The organism is Duffyella gerundensis, assembly GCF_001517405.1.
GTDB lineage: Bacteria > Pseudomonadota > Gammaproteobacteria > Enterobacterales > Enterobacteriaceae > Duffyella > Duffyella gerundensis.
In genome coordinates, this window is sequence record NZ_LN907827.1 from 462,610 (window position 1) to 487,248 (window position 24,639).

General features: G+C 55.4%; 21 protein-coding genes. 14 read left to right on the forward strand and 7 right to left on the reverse strand.

The annotated features are described in order from the left end of the window. Window positions 1-80: 80 nt before the first annotated feature. Together msrQ and msrP are read right to left on the reverse strand one after the other, a co-directional pair. The gene (gene msrQ, locus EM595_RS02130) at window positions 81-683 is read right to left on the reverse strand and encodes a protein-methionine-sulfoxide reductase heme-binding subunit MsrQ (RefSeq protein WP_067427423.1); all 603 of its coding nucleotides are present in this window, start codon (window positions 681-683) and stop codon (window positions 81-83) included. Continuing rightward, window positions 684-1,688: a protein-methionine-sulfoxide reductase catalytic subunit MsrP gene (gene msrP, locus EM595_RS02135; RefSeq protein WP_067427425.1), complete on the reverse strand. Its 1,005-nt coding sequence runs from the start codon at window positions 1,686-1,688 to the stop codon at window positions 684-686. A 308-nt stretch (window positions 1,689-1,996) separates the two neighbouring features. Here msrP and csrD point away from each other — a divergent pair, with 308 nt between their 5' ends. The 8 genes from csrD to tldD all read left to right on the forward strand — a co-directional run bounded on the left by csrD (window position 1,997) and on the right by tldD (window position 14,334). Next, window positions 1,997-3,946: an RNase E specificity factor CsrD gene (gene csrD, locus EM595_RS02140; protein ID WP_067427427.1), complete on the forward strand. Its 1,950-nt coding sequence runs from the start codon at window positions 1,997-1,999 to the stop codon at window positions 3,944-3,946. A gap of 304 nt (window positions 3,947-4,250) precedes the next feature. After that, the gene (gene mreB, locus EM595_RS02145; protein ID WP_003855260.1) at window positions 4,251-5,294 is read left to right on the forward strand and encodes a rod shape-determining protein MreB; all 1,044 of its coding nucleotides are present in this window, start codon (window positions 4,251-4,253) and stop codon (window positions 5,292-5,294) included. Between the two features lie 112 nt (window positions 5,295-5,406). Then, the gene (gene mreC / locus EM595_RS02150; RefSeq protein WP_067427429.1) at window positions 5,407-6,408 is read left to right on the forward strand and encodes a rod shape-determining protein MreC; all 1,002 of its coding nucleotides are present in this window, start codon (window positions 5,407-5,409) and stop codon (window positions 6,406-6,408) included. Continuing rightward, on the forward strand, window positions 6,405-6,893 hold the full coding sequence (mreD, locus tag EM595_RS02155; protein ID WP_067427431.1) for a rod shape-determining protein MreD: 489 nt from the start codon (window positions 6,405-6,407) through the stop codon (window positions 6,891-6,893). The genes mreC and mreD overlap by 4 nt, the downstream gene beginning before the upstream one ends. Before the next feature lie 8 nt (window positions 6,894-6,901). Continuing rightward, window positions 6,902-7,483: a Maf family protein gene (locus EM595_RS02160; protein ID WP_067427433.1), complete on the forward strand. Its 582-nt coding sequence runs from the start codon at window positions 6,902-6,904 to the stop codon at window positions 7,481-7,483. A 1-nt stretch (window position 7,484) separates the two neighbouring features. Further along, window positions 7,485-8,954, forward strand: a complete 1,470-nt coding sequence (gene rng, locus EM595_RS02165) for a ribonuclease G (protein ID WP_067427438.1) — start codon at window positions 7,485-7,487, stop codon at window positions 8,952-8,954. 48 nt (window positions 8,955-9,002) lie between these two features. Next, entirely contained in the window at window positions 9,003-12,827 is a 3,825-nt protein-coding gene (gene yhdP / locus EM595_RS02170) for an AsmA2 domain-containing protein YhdP (RefSeq protein ID WP_067427440.1), read from the forward strand. Window positions 12,828-12,888: 61 nt separating this feature from the next. Then, on the forward strand, window positions 12,889-14,334 hold the full coding sequence (gene tldD / locus EM595_RS02175; RefSeq protein ID WP_067427442.1) for a metalloprotease TldD: 1,446 nt from the start codon (window positions 12,889-12,891) through the stop codon (window positions 14,332-14,334). Window positions 14,335-14,367: 33 nt separating this feature from the next. On the opposite strand, the gene aaeR is transcribed toward tldD, so the two are convergent. Further along, window positions 14,368-15,285, reverse strand: a complete 918-nt coding sequence (gene aaeR, locus EM595_RS02180) for an HTH-type transcriptional activator AaeR (protein ID WP_067427444.1) — start codon at window positions 15,283-15,285, stop codon at window positions 14,368-14,370. Window positions 15,286-15,542: 257 nt separating this feature from the next. Here aaeR and aaeX point away from each other — a divergent pair, with 257 nt between their 5' ends. The 5 genes from aaeX (at window position 15,543) to EM595_RS02205 (ending at window position 20,552) form a co-directional block, all read left to right on the forward strand. Beyond that, on the forward strand, window positions 15,543-15,746 hold the full coding sequence (aaeX, locus tag EM595_RS02185) for a p-hydroxybenzoic acid efflux pump operon protein AaeX (RefSeq protein WP_067427446.1): 204 nt from the start codon (window positions 15,543-15,545) through the stop codon (window positions 15,744-15,746). A 7-nt stretch (window positions 15,747-15,753) separates the two neighbouring features. Then, window positions 15,754-16,686, forward strand: coding sequence for a p-hydroxybenzoic acid efflux pump subunit AaeA (aaeA, locus tag EM595_RS02190; RefSeq protein WP_067427447.1), 933 nt, complete (start codon window positions 15,754-15,756; stop codon window positions 16,684-16,686). Window positions 16,687-16,697: 11 nt separating this feature from the next. Further along, window positions 16,698-18,656, forward strand: coding sequence for a p-hydroxybenzoic acid efflux pump subunit AaeB (gene aaeB, locus EM595_RS02195; RefSeq protein WP_067427449.1), 1,959 nt, complete (start codon window positions 16,698-16,700; stop codon window positions 18,654-18,656). 129 nt (window positions 18,657-18,785) lie between these two features. Next, the gene (locus EM595_RS02200; protein ID WP_067427451.1) at window positions 18,786-20,237 is read left to right on the forward strand and encodes an NAD-dependent succinate-semialdehyde dehydrogenase; all 1,452 of its coding nucleotides are present in this window, start codon (window positions 18,786-18,788) and stop codon (window positions 20,235-20,237) included. Between the two features lie 48 nt (window positions 20,238-20,285). Then, window positions 20,286-20,552 carry a hypothetical protein gene (locus tag EM595_RS02205; protein ID WP_067427453.1) on the forward strand — a complete coding sequence of 89 codons (267 nt, stop codon included), beginning with the start codon at window positions 20,286-20,288 and terminating at the stop codon, window positions 20,550-20,552. Between the two features lie 63 nt (window positions 20,553-20,615). Here EM595_RS02205 and yhcN (EM595_RS02210) read toward each other — a convergent pair whose 3' ends face one another. The 3 genes from yhcN (EM595_RS02210) to argR all read right to left on the reverse strand — a co-directional run bounded on the left by yhcN (EM595_RS02210) (window position 20,616) and on the right by argR (window position 22,106). Continuing rightward, on the reverse strand, window positions 20,616-20,879 hold the full coding sequence (yhcN, locus tag EM595_RS02210; protein WP_067427455.1) for a peroxide/acid stress response protein YhcN: 264 nt from the start codon (window positions 20,877-20,879) through the stop codon (window positions 20,616-20,618). Between the two features lie 97 nt (window positions 20,880-20,976). Beyond that, on the reverse strand, window positions 20,977-21,240 hold the full coding sequence (gene yhcN / locus EM595_RS02215; protein WP_067427457.1) for a peroxide/acid stress response protein YhcN: 264 nt from the start codon (window positions 21,238-21,240) through the stop codon (window positions 20,977-20,979). Window positions 21,241-21,635: 395 nt separating this feature from the next. Further along, window positions 21,636-22,106, reverse strand: coding sequence for a transcriptional regulator ArgR (gene argR, locus EM595_RS02225; RefSeq protein WP_067427461.1), 471 nt, complete (start codon window positions 22,104-22,106; stop codon window positions 21,636-21,638). 403 nt (window positions 22,107-22,509) lie between these two features. Here argR and mdh point away from each other — a divergent pair, with 403 nt between their 5' ends. Next, window positions 22,510-23,445: a malate dehydrogenase gene (gene mdh, locus EM595_RS02230; protein WP_067427463.1), complete on the forward strand. Its 936-nt coding sequence runs from the start codon at window positions 22,510-22,512 to the stop codon at window positions 23,443-23,445. A gap of 54 nt (window positions 23,446-23,499) precedes the next feature. Here the strand turns inward: mdh and degS are convergent, their stop codons facing one another. Further along, window positions 23,500-24,561: an outer membrane-stress sensor serine endopeptidase DegS gene (degS, locus tag EM595_RS02235; protein ID WP_067435080.1), complete on the reverse strand. Its 1,062-nt coding sequence runs from the start codon at window positions 24,559-24,561 to the stop codon at window positions 23,500-23,502. Window positions 24,562-24,639: the final 78 nt, after the last annotated feature.

Below are 24,639 nucleotides of genomic sequence, written 5' to 3' on the forward strand. Positions count from 1 at the left end.
CTGCGAAGTTGATCAACCGTAACGTGCTGAGACATTACGGTTAATCATCAAAAAGCGGGGCGATGTCACTGAAAAACAGGCTAGCGTGAAAACCAGCGACGAAACTTTTTATAACGCCAGGCGAGCAGAATTGCTGCCAGCAGTGCATAAATCACCGGCTGCGGGGAAACGGTTTTTACCGACCATAAAAAGTGGATCGGCGCGAGAATCGCCACCAGATAAATCGCGTTGTGCAGCGTTTGCCAGCGTTTGCCCAGTTTGCGCTGCGCACGCTGGAAAGAGGTCACTGCCAGCGCGAGCAGAATAAACCAGCTGATAATACCCAGCGTCAAATAAGGGCGCGTCAGTAATTCCCGCCCTAACAATGCCAGGTTATTGATACCCAGTTCCAGCAGCCAGTAGCTGGTCAGATGCAGTGATGCCCAGGCAAAACACCAAATGCCGAGCAGACGTCGGGTACGAATCAATAATGGCTGCTTGCCCATTCTGCTTAACGGCGCGACCAGCAGCGTAGCCAGAAGAAACTTCAGCGCCATACGGCCGGTAAAATGCTGGATATCTTTGGCCGGGTCGGCGCTCAGCCAGTTTTGGTCAATCGCCAGAATCAACCACAGTAGCGGCAAAAAGCCGGCCAGATGCAGTGCCACTTTAAGCCAGCCGATCTGTTTAAGGTTTAAACGCACCTAAAAATTCTCCCGCAAATCAAGGCCACGATAAAGCGATGCGACCTCGTCTGCATAGCCATTAAACAGCAGAGTAGGCTGACGCTTTACATCCAGGATGCCACCGGCACCGATAAAGCGTTCACTCTCCTGCGACCAGCGCGGGTGGTTAACGTGCGGGTTCACATTGGCGAAAAAACCGTACTCGTTGGGCGCGGATTCATTCCACGTGGTTGGCGGGCGATCGCGCGTCAGCGAAATATGCACAATCGACTTAATGCCTTTGAAGCCATATTTCCACGGCACGGTGAGGCGAATCGGCGCCCCATTCTGCGGTGGCAGCGCTTTGCCATACACGCCCGTCGTCAGCAGGGTTAGCGGGTGCATTGCCTCATCCAGTCGCAGGCCTTCCACGTAGGGGTAATTAAGGCCACCGCCAATAAAGCGATCTTTCTGTCCTGGCATCTGATCCGGCGCGTAAACCGTTTTAAACGCGACGAAGCGCGCGTTGCTGGTCGGTTCTGCGGCCTGAATCAGTTTACCGAGCTGGAAACCAATCCACGGCACGACCATTGACCAGGCTTCCACGCAGCGCATGCGATAGATCCGTTGCTCCATAGGGAAACGCTTGAAGATATCATCCATATCCAGCGTCAACGGTTTGGCGACTTCGCCATCGATACGCACTTTCCAGTCCTCGGTTTTCAGGCTACCGGCGTTAGCGGCCGGGTCAGCTTTATCGAGCCCAAACTCGTAAAAGTTGTTATAGCCGGTGACCTTATCTTCTGGCGTCAGCATCAGGTTCGCCTGATAGGCCTCAGGCTTGCTGAAGTCGAGCGCACGGCCAGGGGGTGCGGGCGGGCGATCGTTGCCTTTGAACCAGCTCAGTAAATCAGCATGAGCGGCCTGAGGGAGAGCCGCCGCTGCCGCACCCAGGCCCAGCGTTTTCATGAGTTTTCTGCGCTGCTGATTAAAAATCGCTTCTGGCGTGACATCAGATTCAGTTAAACGGTTGACCGGCTTCATGGCATTTTCCTGTGGCAAGAGCAGTGTGCTGAGCATGAATAAAAGCGTGATGGCTGGCGACTTTTATCCACAAAATGTGAAATTTCCTGGTCATAAGCCGCTGCAATCAGAATAGACTGAATAATAGCCAGATGCGATCATCTGTTGTTGATAGCCGCTGGAGGGTTTGCCGCGCGGTAACCGCGTGGCACAATCATTTTTCACGACATAATTTGTGTTACTTTGTGCGCCACCGGCACACCTTTACGACACTTTTAACGCGTGCTTGCAGCAGCGATCTGTTGATAAGCGCGTTTACAGGCACAGGGATGCGAATAACCACCAAACTATCTGCGTTTATAACGTTATTAAGTGCGCTGGCGATGATTCTGATGCTGGTGGGCTGTCTGGCAAGCTTTCTTTATATCCTCAACCAACGGGTGGAACAGCGCGTACAGACGCTGGCCGCTGAAGTGAATACCGCTTTTTCCACGCAGACCGCACCCCAGATGGCTAGCTGGCTGGAGAAAGTGATGCCGCCGCTGAATATTGAACATCTGGAAATCCGTAATGCCTCGCAGGCCGTGCTGACGCTGGCGCGCCATCAAAACGCCATGCTTGAGGACGAACCCAACCGCTTTCGTCAGTTTGACGTCCCGTTGCCGTTGCAGCCCGGTATGACCTTGCGCGTTCAGGTGCTGGATCCGACCCGCACCTGGTTTCAGTCGCTGGTCGGGACCTTTACGCTGAGCGCTATCGCCATTGTTGGCCTGGTGATGTCGATGCTGCTGCTGCTGACCCATCGCTGGCTCTATCGCCAGTTAAAAGGCATGGAGCGCCTTGAGCAACGCGCCAGCCGCGTGATGCGCGGTGAGCGCGGCAGCGTTGAGCGCGGCTCAATTCTGGAGTGGCCACCTAAAGCGAGCGCCGCACTGGATCTGTTACTGGCAGATTTGCGCGCAGCGGGCGAGCAGCGTACCCGTATTGATACCCTGATTCGTGCTTTTGCGGCTCAGGATGCGCGCACCGGCCTGAATAATCGTCTGTTTTTTGACAATCAGCTGGCGACGCTACTGGAAGACCCTGAGGATGTCGGCACGCATGGCGTGGTAATGATGATTCGCCTGCCCGATTTCGATACCTTGCTGGACGACTGGGGCCATCAGCAGGCGAAAGATTATCTTTTTGACCTGGTCAATATGCTGTCGACCTTTGTGCTGCGCTATCCCGGTGCGCTGCTGGCCCGCTATTTTCGCAGTGACTTTGCCGTTTTGCTGCCGCACCGCACCCTGAAAGAGGCGGACGGCATTGCGGCGCAGCTGATCAAAGCGGTGGATGCACTACCGCCTACGCAGATGATGGATCGCGATGACATGATTCATATCGGCATCAGCGCCTTTCGCAGCGGCCAGCTGACCCAGCAGGTGATGGAAAACGTGGAATCTGCGACCCGCCACGCTTCGTTGCAAGGTGGAAATGGCTGGTCGGTGGGTGAAGGCAACACCATTGAAATGGGACGTGGCAGCGTAAAATGGCGCACGCTGCTGGAAAATACGCTCAGCCGCGGTGGGCCGCGGTTATATCAAAAGCCGGCCGTACTGGCGGGTGGCAAAGTGCATCATCGCGAGATTCTGGCGCGCATTTTTGATGGCGATAAAGAGCTGTTAGCCGCTGAGTTTATGCCGCTGGTACTGCAACTTGGCATGGCGGAAGCCTTTGATCGGCTGATGGTTTCGCGCATCATCGCGCTATCGGCTATCTGGCCGGAAGAGGTCTTCGCCTTGCCGGTCACCAGCGATGCGCTGCTGCAGCGGCCGTTTCAGCGCTGGCTGAAGGCCATGCTGTTGCAATGTACAAAATTGCAAAGAAAACGATTTTTATTTGAACTTGCAGAAGCCGATGTTGGTCAACATATCAATCTTTTACAGCCAGTATTTCGTTTACTGACCGGCTTCGGTTGCCGACTGGCAGTTAATCAGGCGGGACTGACGGTCGTTAGTAGTGCCTATATCAAACAGTTTAACGTTGAGCTGATCAAGCTTGATCCGGGGTTGGTCAGAAACATCGATCGACGCACCGAAAACCAGCTGTTTGTACAAAGTTTGCTTGAGGTCTGTAAAGATACGCCAACGCGCGTTTTTGCCACCGGTGTTCGGACCCGTTCTGAATGGCAAACGCTCAGTGATTTGGGCGTGTCGGGCGGACAGGGTGATTTTTTTGCCTCATCCGAGCCGGTAAACAGCAATGTGAAAAAATATTCACAGAGCTACCGTCTTTAAGCACCGCTTTCACGTAGAATAGCCGCGCAGTGGTGGCGGCGTTCACGGATGCATCGTTATCGATGCAGACCAGAAATGTTAAAATTTGTGTTTATTGTGTCCGCTTACCAGCCTGTGAAATGAGAAATTAAGCCGTGATGCAAGCCTTACCTTGTGGTTTCGTTTTCGGGGTTATGTATCAGGTCGCGGCATGCGTAATTTTTCACCGGAGCAGAACGTTTTTGCGCCTTGTGGCTGCACCCGGTGGTTGGTAAAGTAAGCGGATTTTATTTTCCGCCCCCAGCTTGCAGGATTATCCTTTAGTATGTTTAAAAAATTTCGTGGCATGTTTTCTAACGACCTGTCCATCGACCTGGGTACTGCGAATACCCTGATTTATGTGAAAGGACAGGGCATCGTGTTGAACGAGCCATCTGTTGTTGCCATTCGCCAGGACCGTGCCGGCTCCCCAAAGAGCGTGGCGGCCGTTGGCCATGATGCCAAACAGATGCTGGGTCGCACACCCGGCAATATTGCCGCTATTCGTCCAATGAAAGATGGCGTCATCGCCGACTTCTTCGTTACTGAAAAGATGCTGCAGCATTTTATCAAGCAGGTGCATAGCAACAGTTTTATGCGTCCCAGCCCGCGAGTGCTGGTGTGTGTGCCGGTTGGCGCAACGCAGGTTGAGCGCCGTGCTATCCGTGAATCAGCGCAGGGCGCCGGTGCACGTGAAGTCTTCCTGATTGAAGAGCCGATGGCTGCTGCGATTGGCGCAGGCCTACCGGTATCCGAAGCGACCGGTTCGATGGTGGTCGATATCGGTGGCGGTACGACCGAAGTCGCGGTGATCTCGTTGAACGGCGTGGTTTACTCTTCATCTGTCCGTATCGGCGGCGATCGCTTTGATGAAGCGATCATTAATTATGTGCGTCGTAACTACGGCTCGCTGATCGGCGAAGCGACTGCAGAGCGCATCAAACATGAGATCGGCTCGGCGTATCCGGGCGACGAAGTGCGTGAAATCGAAGTGCGCGGCCGTAATCTGGCTGAGGGCGTACCGCGCGGATTCACCCTGAACTCCAACGAAATTCTGGAAGCGCTGCAGGAACCTTTAACCGGTATCGTTAGCGCGGTAATGGTTGCCCTGGAACAGTGTCCGCCAGAGCTGGCCTCAGATATCTCTGAGCGCGGCATGGTATTGACCGGCGGTGGCGCATTGCTGCGCAATCTTGATCGCCTGTTAATGGAAGAGACAGGTATCCCGGTAGTCGTGGCTGAAGATCCGCTTACCTGCGTCGCCCGCGGCGGTGGTAAAGCGCTGGAAATGATCGACATGCACGGCGGCGATTTGTTCAGCGAAGAATAATTGCCTCAATCAGGCTACGCGCGCCAGCAGCGGCCGGTCAGGCACTGGCGCGCATGGCTCAGGGGAGTGGATCCGCACTCCCTTTTTTGTTGCCGAGGACTACGCAGAATTTATGAAGCCGATTTTCAGCAGAGGACCTTCCCTGCAGTTGCGCCTGTTTTTGGCGGTTTTGGTTGCTATAGGCATCATCATTGCCGACAGTCGGGTGGGGTCGTTTACCCAGATACGCAACTACATGGATACCGCAGTTAGCCCATTCTATTTTCTGGCCAACGGGCCACGACAGATTCTGGATAGCGTTTCAGACACCCTGGCCTCCCGGCAGCAGCTGGAGCTGGAAAACAAAGCGCTGCATCGAGAGCTATTTCTGAAGAACAGTGAAATCCTGATGCTGGGTCAATACAAGCAGGAGAACGCACGTCTGCGCGAACTGCTGGGCTCGCCATTGCGTCAGGATGAGCAAAAAATGGTTACGCAGGTGATCTCTACCGGCACCGATCCTTATACCGATCAGGCCGTGATTGATAAAGGCAGCGTGAACGGCGTCTATGAAGGGCAGCCGGTGATCAGTGATAAAGGTGTGGTCGGTCAGGTGATTGCCGTGGGCAAAGTCTCCAGCCGCGTGCTGCTGATTTGCGATGCCTCTCATGCGTTGCCGATTCAGGTGTTGCGTAACGATATCCGCGTGATTGCCGCGGGCAATGGCTGCACCGAAGATCTGCAGCTTGAGCACCTGCCGGGCAATACCGACATTCGGGTGGGCGATGTGCTGGTCACGTCAGGCCTTGGGGGCCGTTTCCCGGAAGGTTATCCGGTTGGCGTGGTGTCCTCCGTGAAGGTGGATACCCAGCGCGCTTACACCGTTATTCAGGCTCGCCCAACCGCAGGATTACAGCGTCTGCGCTATCTGCTGCTGCTGTGGGGCGCTGACAAACATGGCGATATGCCGATGGCACCGGATGAGGTGCACCGCGTGGCCAACGAACGCCTGATGCAGATGATGCCGCAGGTGCTGCCGCCAGCCGGTGAAATGGGGCCACCTGCACCCGCAGCGGCAACCACCGCGCCCGCCAGCAACGGTACCCCGGCCACCACGCGCGGAGGTCAGCCTTGAGCAGCTATCGCAGCCATGGTCGCTGGGTTATCTGGCTCTCATTTCTTATGGCGCTGATATTGCAAATTATGCCCTGGCCGGAACAGCTTTATATGTTCCGGCCATCGTGGCTGTTGCTGATTCTGATTTATTGGGTGCTGGCGCTGCCACACCGGGTTAGCGTCGGCACCGGCTTCCTGATGGGCGGCATCATGGATCTGGTTGCCGGCTCCACCTTAGGTGTGAGAGCACTGGCATTAAGCATCATCGCTTACCTGGTGGCCTTCAAATTTCAGCTTTTCCGCAACCTCGCGTTGTGGCAACAGGCATTAATGGTTATGGTGCTGTCGCTTGCCATGGATGTCATTGTTTTTTGGGCTGAATTTCTTGTGATCGATATCTCGTTTCGTCCGGAAATATTCTGGAGCAGCGTCATCGACGGGATCCTCTGGCCCTGGCTATTCTTATTGATGAGAAAAATCCGCCGTCAGTTTGCCGTTCAATAAGGAAAAGTATGCTATCCCTCTATCTCGCCTCCGGTTCACCGCGTCGACGTGAACTGTTAACGCAGCTTGGCCTGCAATTTGAGCGTTTGATCACCAGCGTGGTTGAGCAGCGTGACGATCACGAAACTGCCGAGCAGTATGTGCGTCGTCTGGCGCTGGATAAAGCGCGCGCGGGCGTGGCGGTGGCACCTACCGATCTGCCAGTTTTGGGCGCGGATACGCTGGTGGTGCTGGAAGGTGAAATTCTTGAAAAACCGCGCGACGCCGATCATGCTGCCGCGATGCTGGCTATGCTTTCCGGCCAGACGCACCGGGTGATGACCGCAGTAGCGCTGGCCGATCGGCAGCAGCAGCTTGATTGCCTGGTGACCACGGAAGTGACGTTCCGCACCTTAACCGCAGACGATATTGCCGCCTACGTTGCCACCGGTGAGCCGATGGACAAAGCGGGCGCCTACGGCATTCAGGGCATTGGCGGCAACTTCGTCCGTAAAATTAATGGCAGTTATCATGCCGTCGTGGGATTACCGTTGGTAGAAACCAGCGAACTGGTTAGCCATTTTCACGCGCTGCGTGCCTTGAGAGGATAAAATGACGGCTGAATTACTGGTCAATGTCACGCCTTCAGAAACCCGGGTTGCCTATATTGATGGCGGCATCCTGCAGGAAATTCATATTGAACGCGAAGCGCGTCGTGGCATCGTTGGCAATATCTACAAAGGGCGCGTGAGCCGGGTTTTACCGGGTATGCAGGCTGCCTTTGTCGATATTGGCATGGATAAAGCCGCCTTTTTGCACGCCTCTGACATCATGCCGCACACCGAATGCGTTGCTGGTGAAGAGCAGAAAAAATTCAACGTGCGCGATATTGTCGAGCTGGTGCATCAGGGGCAGGATTTGATGGTGCAGGTGGTGAAAGATCCGATCGGCACGAAAGGTGCCCGTCTGACCACAGACATTACGCTGCCGTCGCGCTATCTGGTGTTTATGCCTGGTGCCTCACACGTCGGCGTGTCGCAGCGTATCGAGAGTGAAGCCGAGCGCAACCGTCTGAAGGCGGTGGTCGCCAACTATTGCGATGAGCACGGCGGTTTTATTATCCGCACCGCGGCGGAAGGCATTGGCGAAGAGGAGCTGGCGCAGGATGCCGCGTTCCTCAAGCGCCTGTGGACCAAAGTGATCGAGCGTAAAAAACGTAACCAGACGCGCTGCCGCCTGTATGGTGAACGCGCTCTGGCGCAGCGTATCCTGCGCGATTTTGCCGGTGCCGCGCTGGATCGCATTCGCGTCGATTCCCGGCAAACCTGGGAGCTGCTGCGTGAATTTACCGCGGAATATATCCCGGAAATGACCGACAAGCTGGAGCTCTATAATGGCAAACAGCCGGTGTTTGACCTGTTCGACGTTGAGAACGAAATTCAGCGCTCGCTGGAACGCAAGGTTGAACTGAAGTCGGGCGGTTATCTGATCATCGATCAGACCGAAGCGATGACCACCATCGATATTAATACCGGCGCCTTTGTCGGCCACCGTAATCTCGATGAAACTATTTTTAACACCAATACCGAAGCGACGCAGGCGATTGCCCGGCAGTTGCGACTGCGCAATCTGGGCGGCATCATTATCATCGACTTCATCGACATGAGTAATGAAGATCACCGCCGTCGGGTTTTACATTCGCTGGAAAGTGCCCTGAGTAAAGATCGGGTCAAAACCGGCATCAGCGGCTTCTCGGCGCTGGGCCTGGTGGAAATGACCCGTAAGCGCACGCGCGAAAGCATTGAGCATGTGCTGTGCCACGATTGCCCGGTATGCAAAGGGCGCGGCACGCTAAAAACGGTGGAAACCGTCTGCTATGAGATCATGCGTGAAATCGTCCGCGTGCATCATGCCTACGAGTCCGACCGTTTCCTGGTCTATGTTTCCCCGGCGGTAGGCGAAGCGCTGAAGAGCGATGAATCCCATGCGCTGGCAGAAGTGGAAATTTTTGTTGGTAAGCAGGTCAAAGTGCAGATTGAACCACTCTATACTCAGGAACAGTTTGACGTGGTGATGATGTAGGTTGTTGACGACTTTCGTATTGAGAATGCACAAAACAAGGAGAGATAAGTGAGGCAGCTGCCCAGAATCCTGCTACTGACGGCAGCCACCTTAATTGTCATCGTGGCGTTGCTGGTCAGCGGCCTGCGTCTGCTGATGCCGCAGATGGATAACTGGCGTGAGCCGATCCTCAAGGCGATCTCCTCTGCCAGTGGCACACCGGTCAATGCGGCCTCGCTGCACGGCAAATGGGAAAACTTTGGCCCCACGCTGGATGTGCGTGACATCAACGTCACGTTACCCGAAGGCGATTCGCTGAAGATTTCGCGCGTCACGCTGGCACTGGATGTCTGGCAATCTCTGCTTCACGCTCGCTGGCAGTTTCGTCAGCTCACTTTCTGGCAGCTTCAACTGCACACCAACACGCCGCTGCTCACCAGCGACAGCCAGCATCACACTTTAAAACCCGGCCAGCTCAGCGATCTCTTTCTGCGCCAGTTCGACCATTTCGATCTGCGCGACAGCAGCATCAGCTTTCTGACACCATCCGGCCAGCACGCCCGCCTGTCTATTCCACGGCTGAGCTGGCTGAATGAAAAAGCGCGACACCGTGCGGAAGGGGAAGTGAGCTTATCGAGCTTCACTGGTCAACATGGCGTGGTACAGGTACGGCTTAATCTCGATGACAGCAACGGCCTGCTGAACAACGGTCGCCTCTGGATGCAGGCGGATGATGTGGATGTGCGGCCATGGCTGGGCCAATGGATGCAGGACAATACCACCTTAAAAAGCGCGCGCTTTAGCCTGGCGGCCTGGGCCGAGCTGCGGCAGGGCGAACTGTATCAGGGTGACGTGCAGCTGAAGCAGGGTGGCGCGCAATGGTTGGGTGAACAGCAGCAGACCCATCAGATGACGGTGGATAACCTGACGGCCCATCTCAGCCGTTTTAAAAATGGCTGGAGCCTGACCGTGCCGCAGACACGATTGCGCACCGATGGCATCGCCTGGCCTGAAGGCCACTTCTCGCTGCTCTGGCAGCCGGAGAGCGGCTTGTTACCTGGCCCGGATCGACAGGCAGAGTTCCGCGCTCGTGCGACTAAGTTGGATTTGCAACGGCTGGCGCCGCTGATTCCGCTGTTCTCCCGCCTGTCGCCGCAGCTGCTGGAAAACTGGCAGCAGTTGCAGCCACGCGGCGTAATCGATGCGCTGGCGCTGGATGTGCCCCTTTCACAGCCGGAAGAGACGCGCTTTATCGCGCACTGGCACGACCTGAGTTGGCAACACTGGAAGCTGCTGCCGGGCATGGAGCATTTCGCTGGTAGCCTGACCGGCAGCGCTGCGCATGGTCGGCTTGATCTTGCCATCAACAACGCCACGTTGCCTTACGGCACCTTGTTCAAAGCTCCGCTGGAAATCAAACAGGCCACCGGCGCAATCGGCTGGCAGCTCAGCGGCGACAGTCTGACGTTAGAGGGCACCGATCTGGACGTACAGGCGCGATCGCTGCACGCGCGCGGCGATTTCCGCTATCAACAGCCGCAGAAAGCCGCGCCTCAGCTCGATATCCTTGCTGGCATTAACGTCACCAACGCCGGCGATGCATGGCGCTATTTCCCGCAGCCGTTGCTGGGGTCGAACCTGACGCGTTATCTCAGCGGGGCGATAAAAGGCGGCCAGGTCAGCAATGCGACTCTGCTGTTTGCCGGGAATCCGCAGCTCTTTCCGTTCAAACACAACGACGGCATGTTTGAAGTCACCGTGCCGTTGCGCCACGCGACCTACGCTTTCCAGCCGGGCTGGCCCGATATTGAGAACCTCGATATCGATCTCGATTTCCTGAATGATGGGTTATGGATGAAAGCGCAGCAGGCGATGTTGGGCAAGGTCAGCGTCACCGACATCAGCGCCATCATTCCCGATTACCTGAAAGAGAAACTGATTATCACCGGTAACGTCAGCGGTGCAGGGCAGGATATCGGCGATTATTTCCAGCAAACGCCGCTGAAAAGCTCACTGGGCAGCGCACTGGAGGAACTGCAGGTCAAAGGCAAAACCCGCGGAAAGCTCAATCTCGACATCCCGCTGGATGGTCAGCAGGTGCACGCCAGCGGCAACGTGGTGCTGAATAATAACGATCTCTACATCAAGCCGCTCGACAGCACGGTAAAGAACCTCAGCGGCCGTTTCCGCTTCAATAATGGCAATCTTGAGAGTGAAGAGCTGAACGGCAACTGGTTTGGTCAACCGCTGAGCGTGAAATTTACTACCCAGGAAAACAAGCAGGATATGGCGATCAACGTCAATCTGCTGGGTGACTGGCAACCGGGCAAAGTCACGCTATTGCCTGCGGCAGTGGCGCAAAAACTTCAGGGCAATTTGCCGTGGCAGGGCACGGTAGCGGTTGATCTGCCCCATCAGGGCGGTGCCAGCTATCGCGTGGATGTGAAGGCGGAAGGTAAAAATGTAAGTAGTCACTTACCTGCGCCACTCGATAAAGCAACGGGCAGTGCTTTGCCGGTTGAGGTCAGTGTCAAAGGCGACCTGAACAGCTTTACCCTCAGCGGCAGCGTCGATCGCCGCCACCGCTTTAACAGCCGCTGGCTGTTGCAGAATGGCCTGCGCGTTGAACGTGGCATCTGGTTGAACGAGGCAAAAAGCACGCCTGCACTGCCGGAACGGCCGGCTATGATCGTCAATCTCCCGGCGCTGAACGGTGAAGCCTGGCTGGGCCTGATGGCAGGATTAAGCAAGGCTGGCGGCGCGTCCGGCGGCGATAAAGCCTTACCGGGCAAGGGCCTGCCGGGCAACATAGTATTACGTACGCCAGTGCTGACCCTCGGCGGCCAGCAGTGGCACGATCTGGAAATTACCCTGAATCAGTTGATGGCGGGCGGCATGCAGGCCACGGCAAAAGGCAAAGAGATTCGCGGCAGTCTCGCGGCTCCAGGCAGCAACAACTGGCAACTGCATCTCGACTATCTCTACTACAATCCTGAATGGAAAACGGCTGAGGCCAGCAGCACCGGCAGCGGCGACAGCACCATTGATTTCAGCGGCTGGCCCGCGCTGCGTCTGGCGTGTGATGAGTGTTGGCTGCGCGGCCAGAATGTGGGTCGCATTCAGGCTGAGACACGCATCAATGGTGATACGTTAGCGCTTACTAACGGTTTGATCGACACCGGTAGCGCGAAGCTGGCGGTTGAGGGCGAATGGGTAAACCGTCCAGGCAGCCAGCGCACCTCGCTGAAAGGCAAGCTCAGCGGTAAAAGCATCAATGAGGCGGCTAACTGGTTCGGCGTTAACTCGCCGTTGCACGATGCGCCGTTCAACCTGCACTACGATCTGCACTGGCGCTCTACGCCGTGGCAACCTTCGGAAGCGACATTAACCGGCGTATTAAAATCCCATCTTGGCAAAGGCTATGTTGCTGATGTCGATACCGGCAGCGCCGGGCAGGTGCTGCGGTTGATCAGCGTCGATTCGCTGGTGCGTAAGCTTCGTCTCGATTTCAGCGATACGTTCGGCCAGGGGTTCTATTTTGATAGTATTAACGGTACCGCGTGGATTAAAGACGGTCAGTTACAAACCGATAATTTGCTCGTTGACGGCATCGAAGCCGATATTGCGATGCAGGGCAAGGTCGATTTAGTGCGTCGCCGCATCGATATGGAAGCGGTGGTCGCACCAGAAATTTCCGCCACGGTGGGCGTCGCTACCGCCTTTGCTATTAATCCGGTAGTCGGTGCCGCGGTGTACGCCGCCAGCAAAGCGCTGGCACCGCTCTGGAACAAAATTTCAGTCTTGCGTTATCACATCAGCGGGCCGGTTGATAAACCTGAAATTGATGAAGTATCGCGGGCGCCGCGCGAAACCAAAGGCGCCTCCGCGAAGTGATTTGACGGCGCTGAGGAATTCCCGCAGGCTGTACTGATGGCTAATTAACAAGTGAGAAACGATGAGTCTGAATCTGGTAAGTGAGCAGTTACTGACTGCTAACAATATTAATCAGCAAGATCTGTATGCCCTGCTGGGGCAGCTTTCAGAACGTCGCCTGGATTATGCCGACCTCTATTTCCAGTCCAGCTACCATGAATCCTGGGTGCTGGAAGATCGCATCATTAAAGATGGCTCTTATCATATCGATCAGGGCGTCGGGGTACGCGCCGTCAGCGGTGAAAAAACCGGTTTTGCCTATGCGGACCAGATCACCCTGAATGCGCTCACGCTGAGTGCTGAAGCAGCACGCAGCATTGTACGTGAACAGGGCAACGGCAAAGCGCATACGCTGTCGGCAGTGAACCATCGCGCCTTGTATCCCACGCGCGATCCGCTGAGCAGCCTGACCCGCGAAGAGAAAATTGATCTGTTACACCGGGTCGATCGTGCGGCACGCGCCGCCGATAAGCGCGTGCAGGAAGTCAGCGCCAGCCTGAGCGGCGTCTATGAACTGGTGCTGGTTGCCGCCACTGATGGCACGCTGGCTACCGACGTGCGTCCACTGGTGCGCCTCTCCGTGAGCGTGCAGGTCGAAGATGACGGCAAGCGTGAGCGTGGCTCCAGCGGCGGCGGCGGTCGTTCCGGCTATGAGTTTTTCCTCGCCGATGAAAATGGCGAAGTGCGGGCGGAAGCCTGGGCGCGCGAAGCGGTGCGCATGGCACTGGTTAATCTCTCTGCTGTCGCCGCCCCGGCCGGATCGATTCCGGTGGTGCTGGGCGCTGGCTGGCCTGGCGTACTACTGCATGAAGCGGTTGGACACGGCCTGGAAGGCGACTTTAACCGTCGCGGCACCTCGATGTTTAGCGGCCAGATGGGCAAGCTGGTGGCGTCTGAACTCTGTACCGTGGTTGATGACGGCACCATTGACGGCCTGCGCGGTTCGCTGGCTATTGATGATGAAGGCGTTCCCGGCCAGTACAACGTGCTGATTGAGAACGGCATTCTCAAAGGCTATATGCAGGACAAGCTGAACGCGCGTCTGATGGGCGTTCCGCCGACCGGTAACGGCCGTCGTGAATCCTATGCACATCTGCCGATGCCACGTATGACCAACACCTATATGCTGGCGGGTCAATCCACGCCGCAGGAGATCATCGAAAGCGTGGAGTTCGGCCTGTATGCGCCTAACTTCGGCGGCGGCCAGGTGGATATCACCTCCGGCAAGTTCGTTTTCTCGACTTCTGAAGCCTATCTGATTGAAAACGGTAAGGTGACGAAGCCGGTGAAAGGCGCAACTCTGATCGGTTCTGGCATCGAAGCGATGCAGCAAATCTCTATGGTCGGCAACGATCTGGCGCTGGATAAAGGCGTGGGCGTTTGCGGTAAAGAGGGACAAAGTTTGCCGGTGGGCGTTGGTCAGCCAACGCTGAAGCTCGACAAACTCACCGTCGGCGGCACCGCCTGACAAACTACGGCGGGCATGTTGCCCGCCGTTTTATTATCCTGCCCGATGAGCCTGATAAACCGCTCCCACCTGCTGAAAATAATCCGTTAAATAGTCGATGCACACCTGCACCTTGAGCGGCAGCTTATCCTTTTCGGTATACACCGCGTAGACCGGCCGCGGATGCGACTGATAATGCGGAAATAGAATGTCGATTTCACCGGCATTGATCTGATCAATTACCCACATCAGCGGCACATACGCAATGCCAACACCGGCATTCAGCCAGCGAATCAGCGTTTGCGAATCGTTGGTGGCAAAGCGTCCCTGCGGTGCCAGTCGCGTGACCAGACCTTCTGGTGAGATCAGTTCAAAGGTGTTATCGGGCCGCACGCTGTATTCCAGCCAGGAGAACTTATCCACATCGGCAGGTTTTTCCGGTGTGCCGTGCTGGCTGAGATAGTGCTTGCTGGCGCACACCACCATCGGCATCGAACCAAGCCGCCGTGAGAAAAGGCTGGAATCCTGCAGTGCGCCAACGCGAATAACCAGATCAAGCCCGTTGGCGATCAGGTCGGGCGCGGGAATGCCGCTCATTACGTTGACCGTCAGGCCCGGATATTCACGCAGAATATCCGCCGTCATCACCGATAACACGTTCTGCGCCATGGTCGAGGAGCTGCCAATGCGCAGCGTGCCAATCGGCATATTGTTAAAGGCGTAGAGCTGCTCGTGCACCTGTCGCGCTTCCGCCAGCATTCGACCGCAGCCCTGATAATAAATTTTGCCCGCCTCGGTCAGGCCAATACTGCGTGTGCTGCGGTTCAGCAACTTTACCTGTAGCTCATCTTCCAGTTTTGCCACAATTTGGCTCGCTGACGAGACGCTCATCTGCATCTGGCGCGCAGCAGCGGTAAACGAACCTAATTCAACCACTTTGGCAAACACCGACATACTTTTTAGTCGTTCCATTATTCACTCTGGCTTAAAAGTGATTTAGATCACAATTGGTAGAAAACATATAGTCAGCCGCGTTACTATAGCAACGCCGCGAAAACCCTTTACGCTTTTCTCTCGTTTTAGTTGCCTGAGGCTAAGCTATTATTCATTGCGTCACGGTAATCCCTTTACTGCAGTGTATGCAGTTACCGCTGTGCGTATTTATCCTGATTCCAGGAGAGCGCGTCGATCGCAGGGCGTTCCCGGCATGGTTTGTTTAAGGATAAAAGATGAGTGTGCTTCCGGTTATCGTTATATTTGGGCTCTCTTTCCCGCCCATTTTCGTTGAGTTGATTTTGTCGCTGGCGCTGTTCTGGCTGGTACGCCGTGTGTTAACGCCTACCGGTCTTTACGATATGGTCTGGCATCCGGCCCTGTTCAATACGGCGCTGTACTGCTGTGTGTTTTACGTCGTTTCCTGTCTGCTGGTCTGAGGTTTAAGTGAAAGCGCTTATAAGAAAAGTCGCGCGTTATGCAGTGACCGTTATTCTGGTGATCATCGCCGCCGTCATTATTTTTCGTGCCTGGGTGTTCTACACCGAATCGCCGTGGACGCGGGATGCCAAATTTACCGCCGATGTGGTGGCCATTGCGCCCGACGTTACCGGGCTGATCACCGAGGTGCCGGTGCATGACAATCAGCTGGTGAAGAAAGGCGATGTGCTGTTTGTGATCGATCGTCCACGTTTTCAGAAAGCGCTGGATGAAGCTCAGGCCGACGTCGCATATTACCAGGCTATCGCCAGTGAAAAGCGGCGAGAAGCGTCACGTCGCAACCAGCTTGGCGTGCAGGCGATGTCACGCGAGCAGATTGAGCAGGCCAATAACGATTTGCAAACCACCGAGCATCAGCTGGCAAAAGCTGCCGCTACGCGTGATTTAGCCGCGCTGGATCTGCAACGTACCACCGTGCGTGCGCCTTCTGACGGCTGGGTAACCAACCTGAACGCCTTCGAGGGTGAGTTTATCACTCGCGGATCGGTTGCCGTCGCGCTGGTGAAACAACATTCGTTCTACGTGCTGGCGTATATGGAAGAGACCAAGCTTGATGGCATTCGCCCTGGCTACCGCGCTGAAATCACGCCGCTGGGCAGTAACCGCGTGCTGCATGGCACGGTGAACAGCATCGCAGCAGGTATTACCAACAGCAGCAGCAGCGTCGATAGCAAAGGCATGGCCACGGTCGATTCTAATCTGGAATGGGTTCGTCTGGCGCAGCGTGTGCCGGTGCGTATCCATCTTGATGAGCAGATCGGCAATCTCTATCCTTCGGGCACCACCGCAACCGTTGTAGTGACCGGGCCTGAAGATCGCCAGCAAAAACCTGCCTCGCCGGTGATGCGCTTTTTCAATCGCCTGCGTGAGTTTGGTTAGGCCGGGCGATGATGCAACTTGAAACGCTGCGCTTTCCGATCAAGCTGACCTTTGCCGTTGTTGCGGCGTTGATGATTGGATTTCATTTCAATCTGGAAACGCCGCGCTGGGCGGTGATGACCGCTGCCATTGTGGCTGGCGGTACGGCTTTTGCTGCCGGTGGTGATCCCTATTCGGGCGCGCTGCGTTACCGTGGCGTGCTGCGTATTATCGGCACGTTTCTCGGCTGTATCGCGGCACTTGCCATCATGATTGGCACGATTCGCGCACCGGTGGTAATGCTACTGCTCTGCTGTCTGTGGGCGGGCATCTGCGTCTGGTTGTCGTCACTGATTCGGGTAGAGAACTCTTATGCACTTGGCCTGGCGGGCTATACGGCGCTGATTATCGTGGTCACCGCCGACGCCAATGGCGCGCTGACGCTGGCGCCGCAATATGCGGTGGAGCGCTGTAGCGAGATCGTGCTGGGTATTGTTTGCGCCATTGTCGCGGACATGATCTTCTCCCCGCGATCGATCAAAAAAGTGATCGATCGCGAAGTGGAATCGCTGCTGGTCGATCATTACAAACTGCTGCAACTGTGCGTTGCGCACGACGATAAAGACGCCGTGGATAAGGCGTGGAGCGGGCTGGTGCGTCGGACCACCGCGCTGGGCGGCATGCGCAGCCAGCTGATGATGGAATCGGCACGCTGGCAGCGGGTCAGTCGCCGCTTACATATGCTGAATACGCTCTCGCTCACGCTGATTACTCAGGCTGCTGAAACTTTTTTGGTGCAGAACAGCCGTCCGGATTACATCGCGCCGCAGTATCGCTTGCTGCTGGATCGCGAGGTCAACGATGTTAACGACGTGCGCAAACGGCTGAAGGTGTTGCGCCGGGTGATTACCGCCAGTAGCAGTAAATCCCTGCCGCTTACGCTGGCCAGCTGGGTGGGCGCTGCATCGCAGTACACGCTGCTGATGAAAGGCATTCAAACCAACAGCCGCATCAGCCATATCGAAGAGCAGATTTTGCAGGGCGAAGTGGTGATAAAAGCCCGCTCGGCAGAAACCCATCACGCGATGATTAACGGCATTCGCACCTTTGTTGCTACGGCGGCGGGTTCGCTGTTCTGGCTCTATTCCGGCTGGACCTCGGGCAGCGGCTGTATGGTGATGCTGGCGGTGATCACTGCGCTGGCCATGCGCATGCCGAATCCCCTGATGATCGCCAAAGATTTTCTTTACGGTATGACCGTTGCGCTGCCGTTGGGCGGCATCTACTTCATGTATATTCTGCCCGCTACGCAGCAGAGCGCGCTGCTGCTGTCGATTGCGATCGGCCTGCTGGCGTTTGTGGGGGGGATTTTTATCCAGCGGCGACAAATCGGCACGTTGGGCGCACTGGTCGGCACGCTCAATATTCTGGTGCTGGATAACCCAATGACGTTTCGCGTCAACGTGTTTCTCGACAATGCGCTTGGCCAGGTGATTGGCTGTTTTGTGGCGCTGCTGGTGATTCTGCTGATTCGCGATAAGTCGAAGGCGCGCACCGGCCGCAAGCTGCTGAACCGCTTTATGTATGCCGCGGTGGCGGCGATGACCACCAATCAGGCCCGTCGTCGTGAAAATCATCTACCGGCGCTTTATCAACAGCTGTTCCTGCTGTTAAACCTGTTTCCCGGAGATATTAACAAGTTCCGTCTGGCGCTGACCCTGATTATCGGCCATCAACGGCTGCGTGCGGCGGAGATTCCGGTGAATGACGATCTCTCCGCCTGGCATAAGCAGATGCGCTATACCGCCGATCGGGTCATTGCCGCACGCAGCGACGATAAGCGGCTGTACTATTATCAGCGGCTGTTGCAGGAGCTGGAGATCTACCAGCAAAAGCTGGCACAGTATGCCGCGCCGCCAACCGTCACCGAACCGGTGCACCGGCTGGCAGATATCCTGCAGCGCTATCAAAGCACCATGATAAAAATATGATCGTCAGCCGCCTGCGGGCGGCTTTTTTTTGTCCACTTTCTTGCCGCACTGCCAGCCTCACCGCCGCGGCCGTCACGATTCACCACTATAATGATGAAAACATGATGGTAAATTCCGCCAGGAGGAGAAATGTCACAGTCCCTGCACGATCACCCGCTTTTCCAGACAGGCTACCTTAGCAATGGCCGCTGGCAGAGCCTGAGCAGCACCTTTGATGTATTGAACCCGGCCACCGGCGAGGTCATTGCCCGAGTTGCCAACGCGGGCAAACAGGAAACGGAGCAGGCGATTGCTGCCGCTGAGCAGGCCTTCCCCGGCTGGCGTGCACAAACCGCCAAGGCGCGTTCTGAATATCTGTATCGCTGGTACGAGCTGATAATCGAGAACAAGCGCTGGCTGGCAGAGCTGATGACCGCCGAGCAGGGCAAGCCGGTGAAAGAGGCAGAAGGGGAAGTAGACTATGCCGCCAGCTTTATTCAGTGGTTTGCAGAGGAGGCAAAGCGTGCCAACGGCGAGATTATTCCTCCGGCCAAAGCGGGATCGCGCATTCTGGCCACGCGGGAACCGGTAGGTGTGGTCGCCGCGATCACCCCCTGGAATTTCCCGATGGCCATGCTGACACGCAAGCTGGGTGCGGCGCTCGCCGCGGGCTGCACCGGCCTGATCAAACCAGCCAATAATACGCCGCTTTCCGCCTTTGCGTTGCTTGAGCTGGCAAAACAGGCGGGCATACCGGACGGCGTGCTGAATGCGGTGGCGGGCGATACGCAAGCCATCAGCGATGCAATCATGGCCAGCAGCGTAGTACGCAAAATTTCTTTCACCGGCTCTACCGCCGTTGGCAAGCTGTTGGTGCGCAACGCGGCGGAAACCATGAAGAAAGTCTCAATGGAGCTGGGTGGAAATGCGCCTTACATCGTGTTTGAGGATGCTGATATCGATGCGGCAGTAAAAGGCGCGATTGCCAATAAATTCCGCAATGCAGGTCAGGTGTGCGTTAGCGTGAACCGCTTCTTTATTCATAACGCTATCTACGATCGCTTTGTGACCCAACTGGCTGATGAAGTTAAGGCACTCAAGGTCGGCAACGGCATGGAGGAAGGGGTAGTCGTGGGGCCGTTAATCAATGCGGCAGCGGTGGAAAAAGTTGAAGAACATGTGCAGGACGCCGTTGCTAACGGCGGACGCGTTGTGGCAGGTGGCGCGCGGCATGCTCTGGGCGGCAACTTCTGGCAGCCGACGGTGATTGCCGACGCCAGTGAAAATATGAAGCTGGCCCGCGACGAGACCTTCGGACCAGTGGCTGCCTGTTTCCGCTTCGATGACGAAGAAGAGGTGATTCGTCGCGCCAATGACACTGAATATGGCCTGGCCGCCTACTTCTACACCCAGAACCTGCAGCGCGTGTTCCGGGTCGCTGCGGCGCTGGAAAGTGGCATGGTGGGTATCAACGAGTGTGCCGTTTCTACCGAGCTGGCGCCGTTTGGTGGCGTTAAAGAGTCGGGACTGGGTCGTGAAGGATCGGTGCTGGGGCTGGAAGAGTATTTACAGGTCAAAGCGCTGCACATCGGCGGACTCTAAAATCCCGGGCAGCGCAAGCTGCCCGATTGTATGGCGGGAGCGGCCATCATGAATAAAACGACATTTGATTTTAACGAGATTGTCGACCAGAGCCATTTCTTGCGGCAGTTTAGCGAACGCTTTGCGCATGGAGAGACATTTTACGATCTCGATGAACTATGGGATGCGGTGATGGGGCCTGCCATGCCGCTGCCAATAGAAGTTGAGTTTATCCATCTTGGCGCCGGACAGAAACGTCGCTATGGCGCTTTGATTCTGCTGTTTGAAGAGGCCGAAGCGGAACTGGAAGGCCGCCTGCTGTTTTCCATTCGTTAACACCACGCAAAAAAATGCCCCGCATGGCGGGGCAAAATCTTCGTCACAAGGTGACGGGGAAACTTATTTGTAGAGTTCAGCAGTCAGGTGGTAGCTGTCACCGGTGCGTGCTTCAATCACTTTATAGGCGCTGGCGCCTTGCTCATCAGCTTTTTGTGACAGGGCCGCACGGTAATCTGTTGGCGCACCACCGATGCCGCTGATACTGATCGTTCCTGCTGGCTGCAGATCCGCTGCCTGCTGGCTGGTCACCAGCTGAGCCGCCGAAGCGCCAAAACTAAGCAGGGATAACAGACTTAACGTTGCAAGTGTCGCTTTAATTTTCATGGTGTCTTTCCTCATTCGGGTCAACAACCTGCAGGCTAAACAGAGTAGGTCAGGTCGTCAGAGATAGTGATGTCGTTCAAAAAACTACCGCGCGCTGTTACTTATAGAGTTCAGCGGTAGCGTGGTAGTTGCCGTTGTTATACGCCTCAATAATGCGATATTTGCTGGCGCCCTGCGCATCGGCTTTATCGGACAGCGCCTGACGAATAGTCATTGGCGAACTGTCGAGACCGCTAACGCTCACGGTGCCCGCTGACTGCAGGTTTTGTGCCTGCTCGTTGGTGACCAAGTCGGCTGCGCTGGCGCCGAAAGAGAGCGCAGAAAGTACGCTTAGTGCAGCAAGAGTGGTTTTAACGTTCATGTGAGATTCCTCGTTAATGTTTTTTATTAGATTGCTTACTGTGATTCTCATCACGAAAATAAGTGTATATCTAATAACGCAGGAAATCATTATTCGGCTAATAATATTTTGGTGGGATACTTTAGGCAGTTGTAGCTTTTTAATAACTACAGGTTATAAAAAATGCTTATATTTCGCACTGCTGCTCATCAATCCTTCAAAAATCATAAGGATAGTGAGAATGCGCTATTTGTGCTCTCTGCTGCCATATATCGACCTGCGTTGAGACAGATCATGGAATATTACACTGCTTTTCAGCCCGTGAAGCAGCGTATTAGCGAGGTAGTGGTGAAATGGAGGTAAAGAAAGAGGCAGATGCGAAAAGGGCGCCGACAGCCTGGCTGTCGGCAGAGCAATTACAGTTCCTGTTCAAACAGCATCAGGATTGCGTCATACAGCTGTTTCACGGTAAAGCTGCGTGCTGGCGTGATAAAGATGGTGTCATCTCCGGCGATGGTGCCCAAAATGCCTTCCGCTTTACCCAGTGAGTCCAGCAGGCGGGCAATCAGCTGCGCTGCACCAGGACTGGTATGAATCACGACCAGTGCATCGTTGTAGTCGATATCCAGCACCAGATTTTTCAGCGGACTGGTGGTGGTGGGCACGCCCAGCTCAGCGGGCAGGCAGTAAACCATCTCCATTTTCGCATTGCGCGTGCGTACGGCACCGAACTTGGTCAGCATGCGCGACACTTTGGATTGATTGATATTTTCGAAGCCCTCTTCCTGCAGCGCTAATACGATCTCGCCTTGAGAGCTAAATTTCTCTTCTTTTAATAAGGCTTTAAAGGCCTTGACCAGATCTTCCTGCTTGGATGGATTACGCATATTTTACCGAAATTAAGAGTGAAATGGGCCAGTTCACGGGGTGGTTACTGTATTATTATGCATATAAATGAATTTTTATGCAAACAGTCTGCTGGGTATTACGAGGAAATTATTCAGGCGGCGCATCTTAACAAAAATGTTTTATGAATCAAGTGCGTTAACTGTGCGCTGGGTCAGAGGAAAAAGTGAACAAATTGTTATAAAATTGCTGATGTTCATTCAGTGGGACGGCATGGCATTCACACCGGCTCACAATCAAGACAGATAAATACCGATTGTCTGAATGAGTGCGACAACAGACAAAAGCTACCTGTCGCACTCGCCACTGGCGTTCAGGTTGACGGGGGTCCTGTGAAAAGGGATTCTTCGCACTTTTCCGCCTCACCATTATAAGGAGTTTAGGATGAAAGTTGCAGTTCTCGGCGCAGCAGGCGGCATTGGACAGGCGCTCGCGCTCCTGCTTAAAACCCAGTTACCCGCGGGTTCAGAACTCACTCTCTATGACATCGCGCCGGTGACACCGGGTGTGGCGGTTGACTTGAGCCATATCCCAACGGCGGTAAAAATTACCGGTTTCAGTGGTGAAGATGCAACGCCAGCGCTGCAAGGTGCGGATGTGGTATTGATTTCCGCCGGTGTGGCACGCAAGCCAGGCATGGACCGTTCCGATCTGTTTAACGTCAACGCTGGCATTGTGCGTAACCTGATTGAGCAGGTTGCGGCCACGGCACCGAAAGCGCTGATCGGCATCATCACTAACCCGGTCAATACTACGGTGGCGATCGCCGCTGAAGTACTGAAAAAAGCGGGTGTGTATGACAAAAACCGTCTGTTTGGCATCACCACGCTGGATATTATTCGCGCCAACACCTTCGTTGCCGAACTGAAGGGCAAGCAGCCAGAGCAGGTTAACGTGCCGGTGATCGGCGGTCACTCTGGTGTAACCATTCTGCCGCTGCTGTCACAGGTAGAAGGCGTCAGCTTCAGCGAGCAGGAAGTGGCTGAACTGACCAAACGCATTCAAAATGCCGGTACCGAAGTGGTGGAAGCCAAGGCGGGTGGCGGATCGGCCACGCTGTCGATGGGCCAGGCCGCGGCACGTTTCGGTCTCGCGCTGGTACGTGCACTGCAGGGTGAAAGCAACGTGGTGGAATACGCCTATGTCGAAGGCGATGGCGAACACGCGCGCTTCTTTTCACAGCCGCTGTTGCTGGGCAAAAATGGTATCGTTGAGCGCAAGCCCATTGGCACGCTGAGCAGTGCTGAACAGCAGGCGCTGGATGGCATGCTGGATACGCTGAAAAAAGATATTCAGCAGGGCGAAGAGTTTGTTAAGTAAGCGCTAGCCCGAAATAAAAAGGAGCCGCAGGGCTCCTTTTTTTATGGCTGATGGCTAATTTTGCGTGGGATATTCGAGGATAGTCACCGGCAGCGTCAGTTTTTGTTCGTTGCGGATCACGTCGACGTTGATCACAGAACCGGGGCGAATCTCGGCAACCTGGTCCATGGTTTCCTGCGCAGAAATCGCCGGTTTGCCGTTAACGTTAACCAGCACATCGTTGACCTGAATGCCGGCTTTCGCGGCGGGGCCATTCGGCGCAACCTCACTGACAATAATGCCCTGAATACGATCGATATTACTGCCCTGGCCGTGCAGCTGTGGCGCCTCACGGCCGGTAATGCCGATATAGCCGCGAATGACCCGACCGTCGCGAATCAGCTTATCCATAATTTTGGTGGCTAACTGCGTGGGAATGGCAAAGCCTATACCTTCGGGTGTTTCACCGTCGTTGCTCTTGTCGAAAGAGAGCGTATTAATGCCCACCATTTCGCCCAGTGAATTGACCAGTGCACCGCCAGAGTTGCCGTGATTGATGGAAGCATCGGTCTGGATGAAATTTTGGCGCCCGGATGGGCTGAGTCCAACGCGGCCGGTAGCGCTGATAATCCCCTGCGTCACCGTTTGTCCCAGATTGTAGGGGTTACCAATCGCCATCACGATATCGCCAACATGCGAGACACGCTGCGTATTGATGGGGATGACCGGCAGGGTCGATGCGGTCACTTTCAGCACGGCTAAATCGGTCAGGCTGTCAGAACCCACCAGCATCGCTTCAAAAAAGCGGCCATCCTGCAGGGCCACGATGATCTGATCGGCATCATTGATGACATGTTTATTGGTCAGGATATAGCCTTTGGCGTTCATGATTACGCCAGAGCCGAGCACCGTGGTGGCGCGTGCGCTGCCGCCATTGCCGGCACTGCGGTTGTAGACGTTCACCACCGCTGGCACGGCACGGCGTACACCCTGGTTAAAGCTTAGCGGCGTTTCGTCAGCGCTATCTTCACTCGCGGGCACGAGGGTGCCGCCGAGGCGCAGGGCAGGCAGAGCCAGCAGCAAAATGCCTGCGACAATCAGGCCAAGGATCACTGAGCGCAATAGTTTGATAAACATGGTGTAATTTAAGCCAGGAATGAACGGAAGGCAGAATAACATGAGTTAAGCGGACACACACCTTGTTGTGTCCGCTTC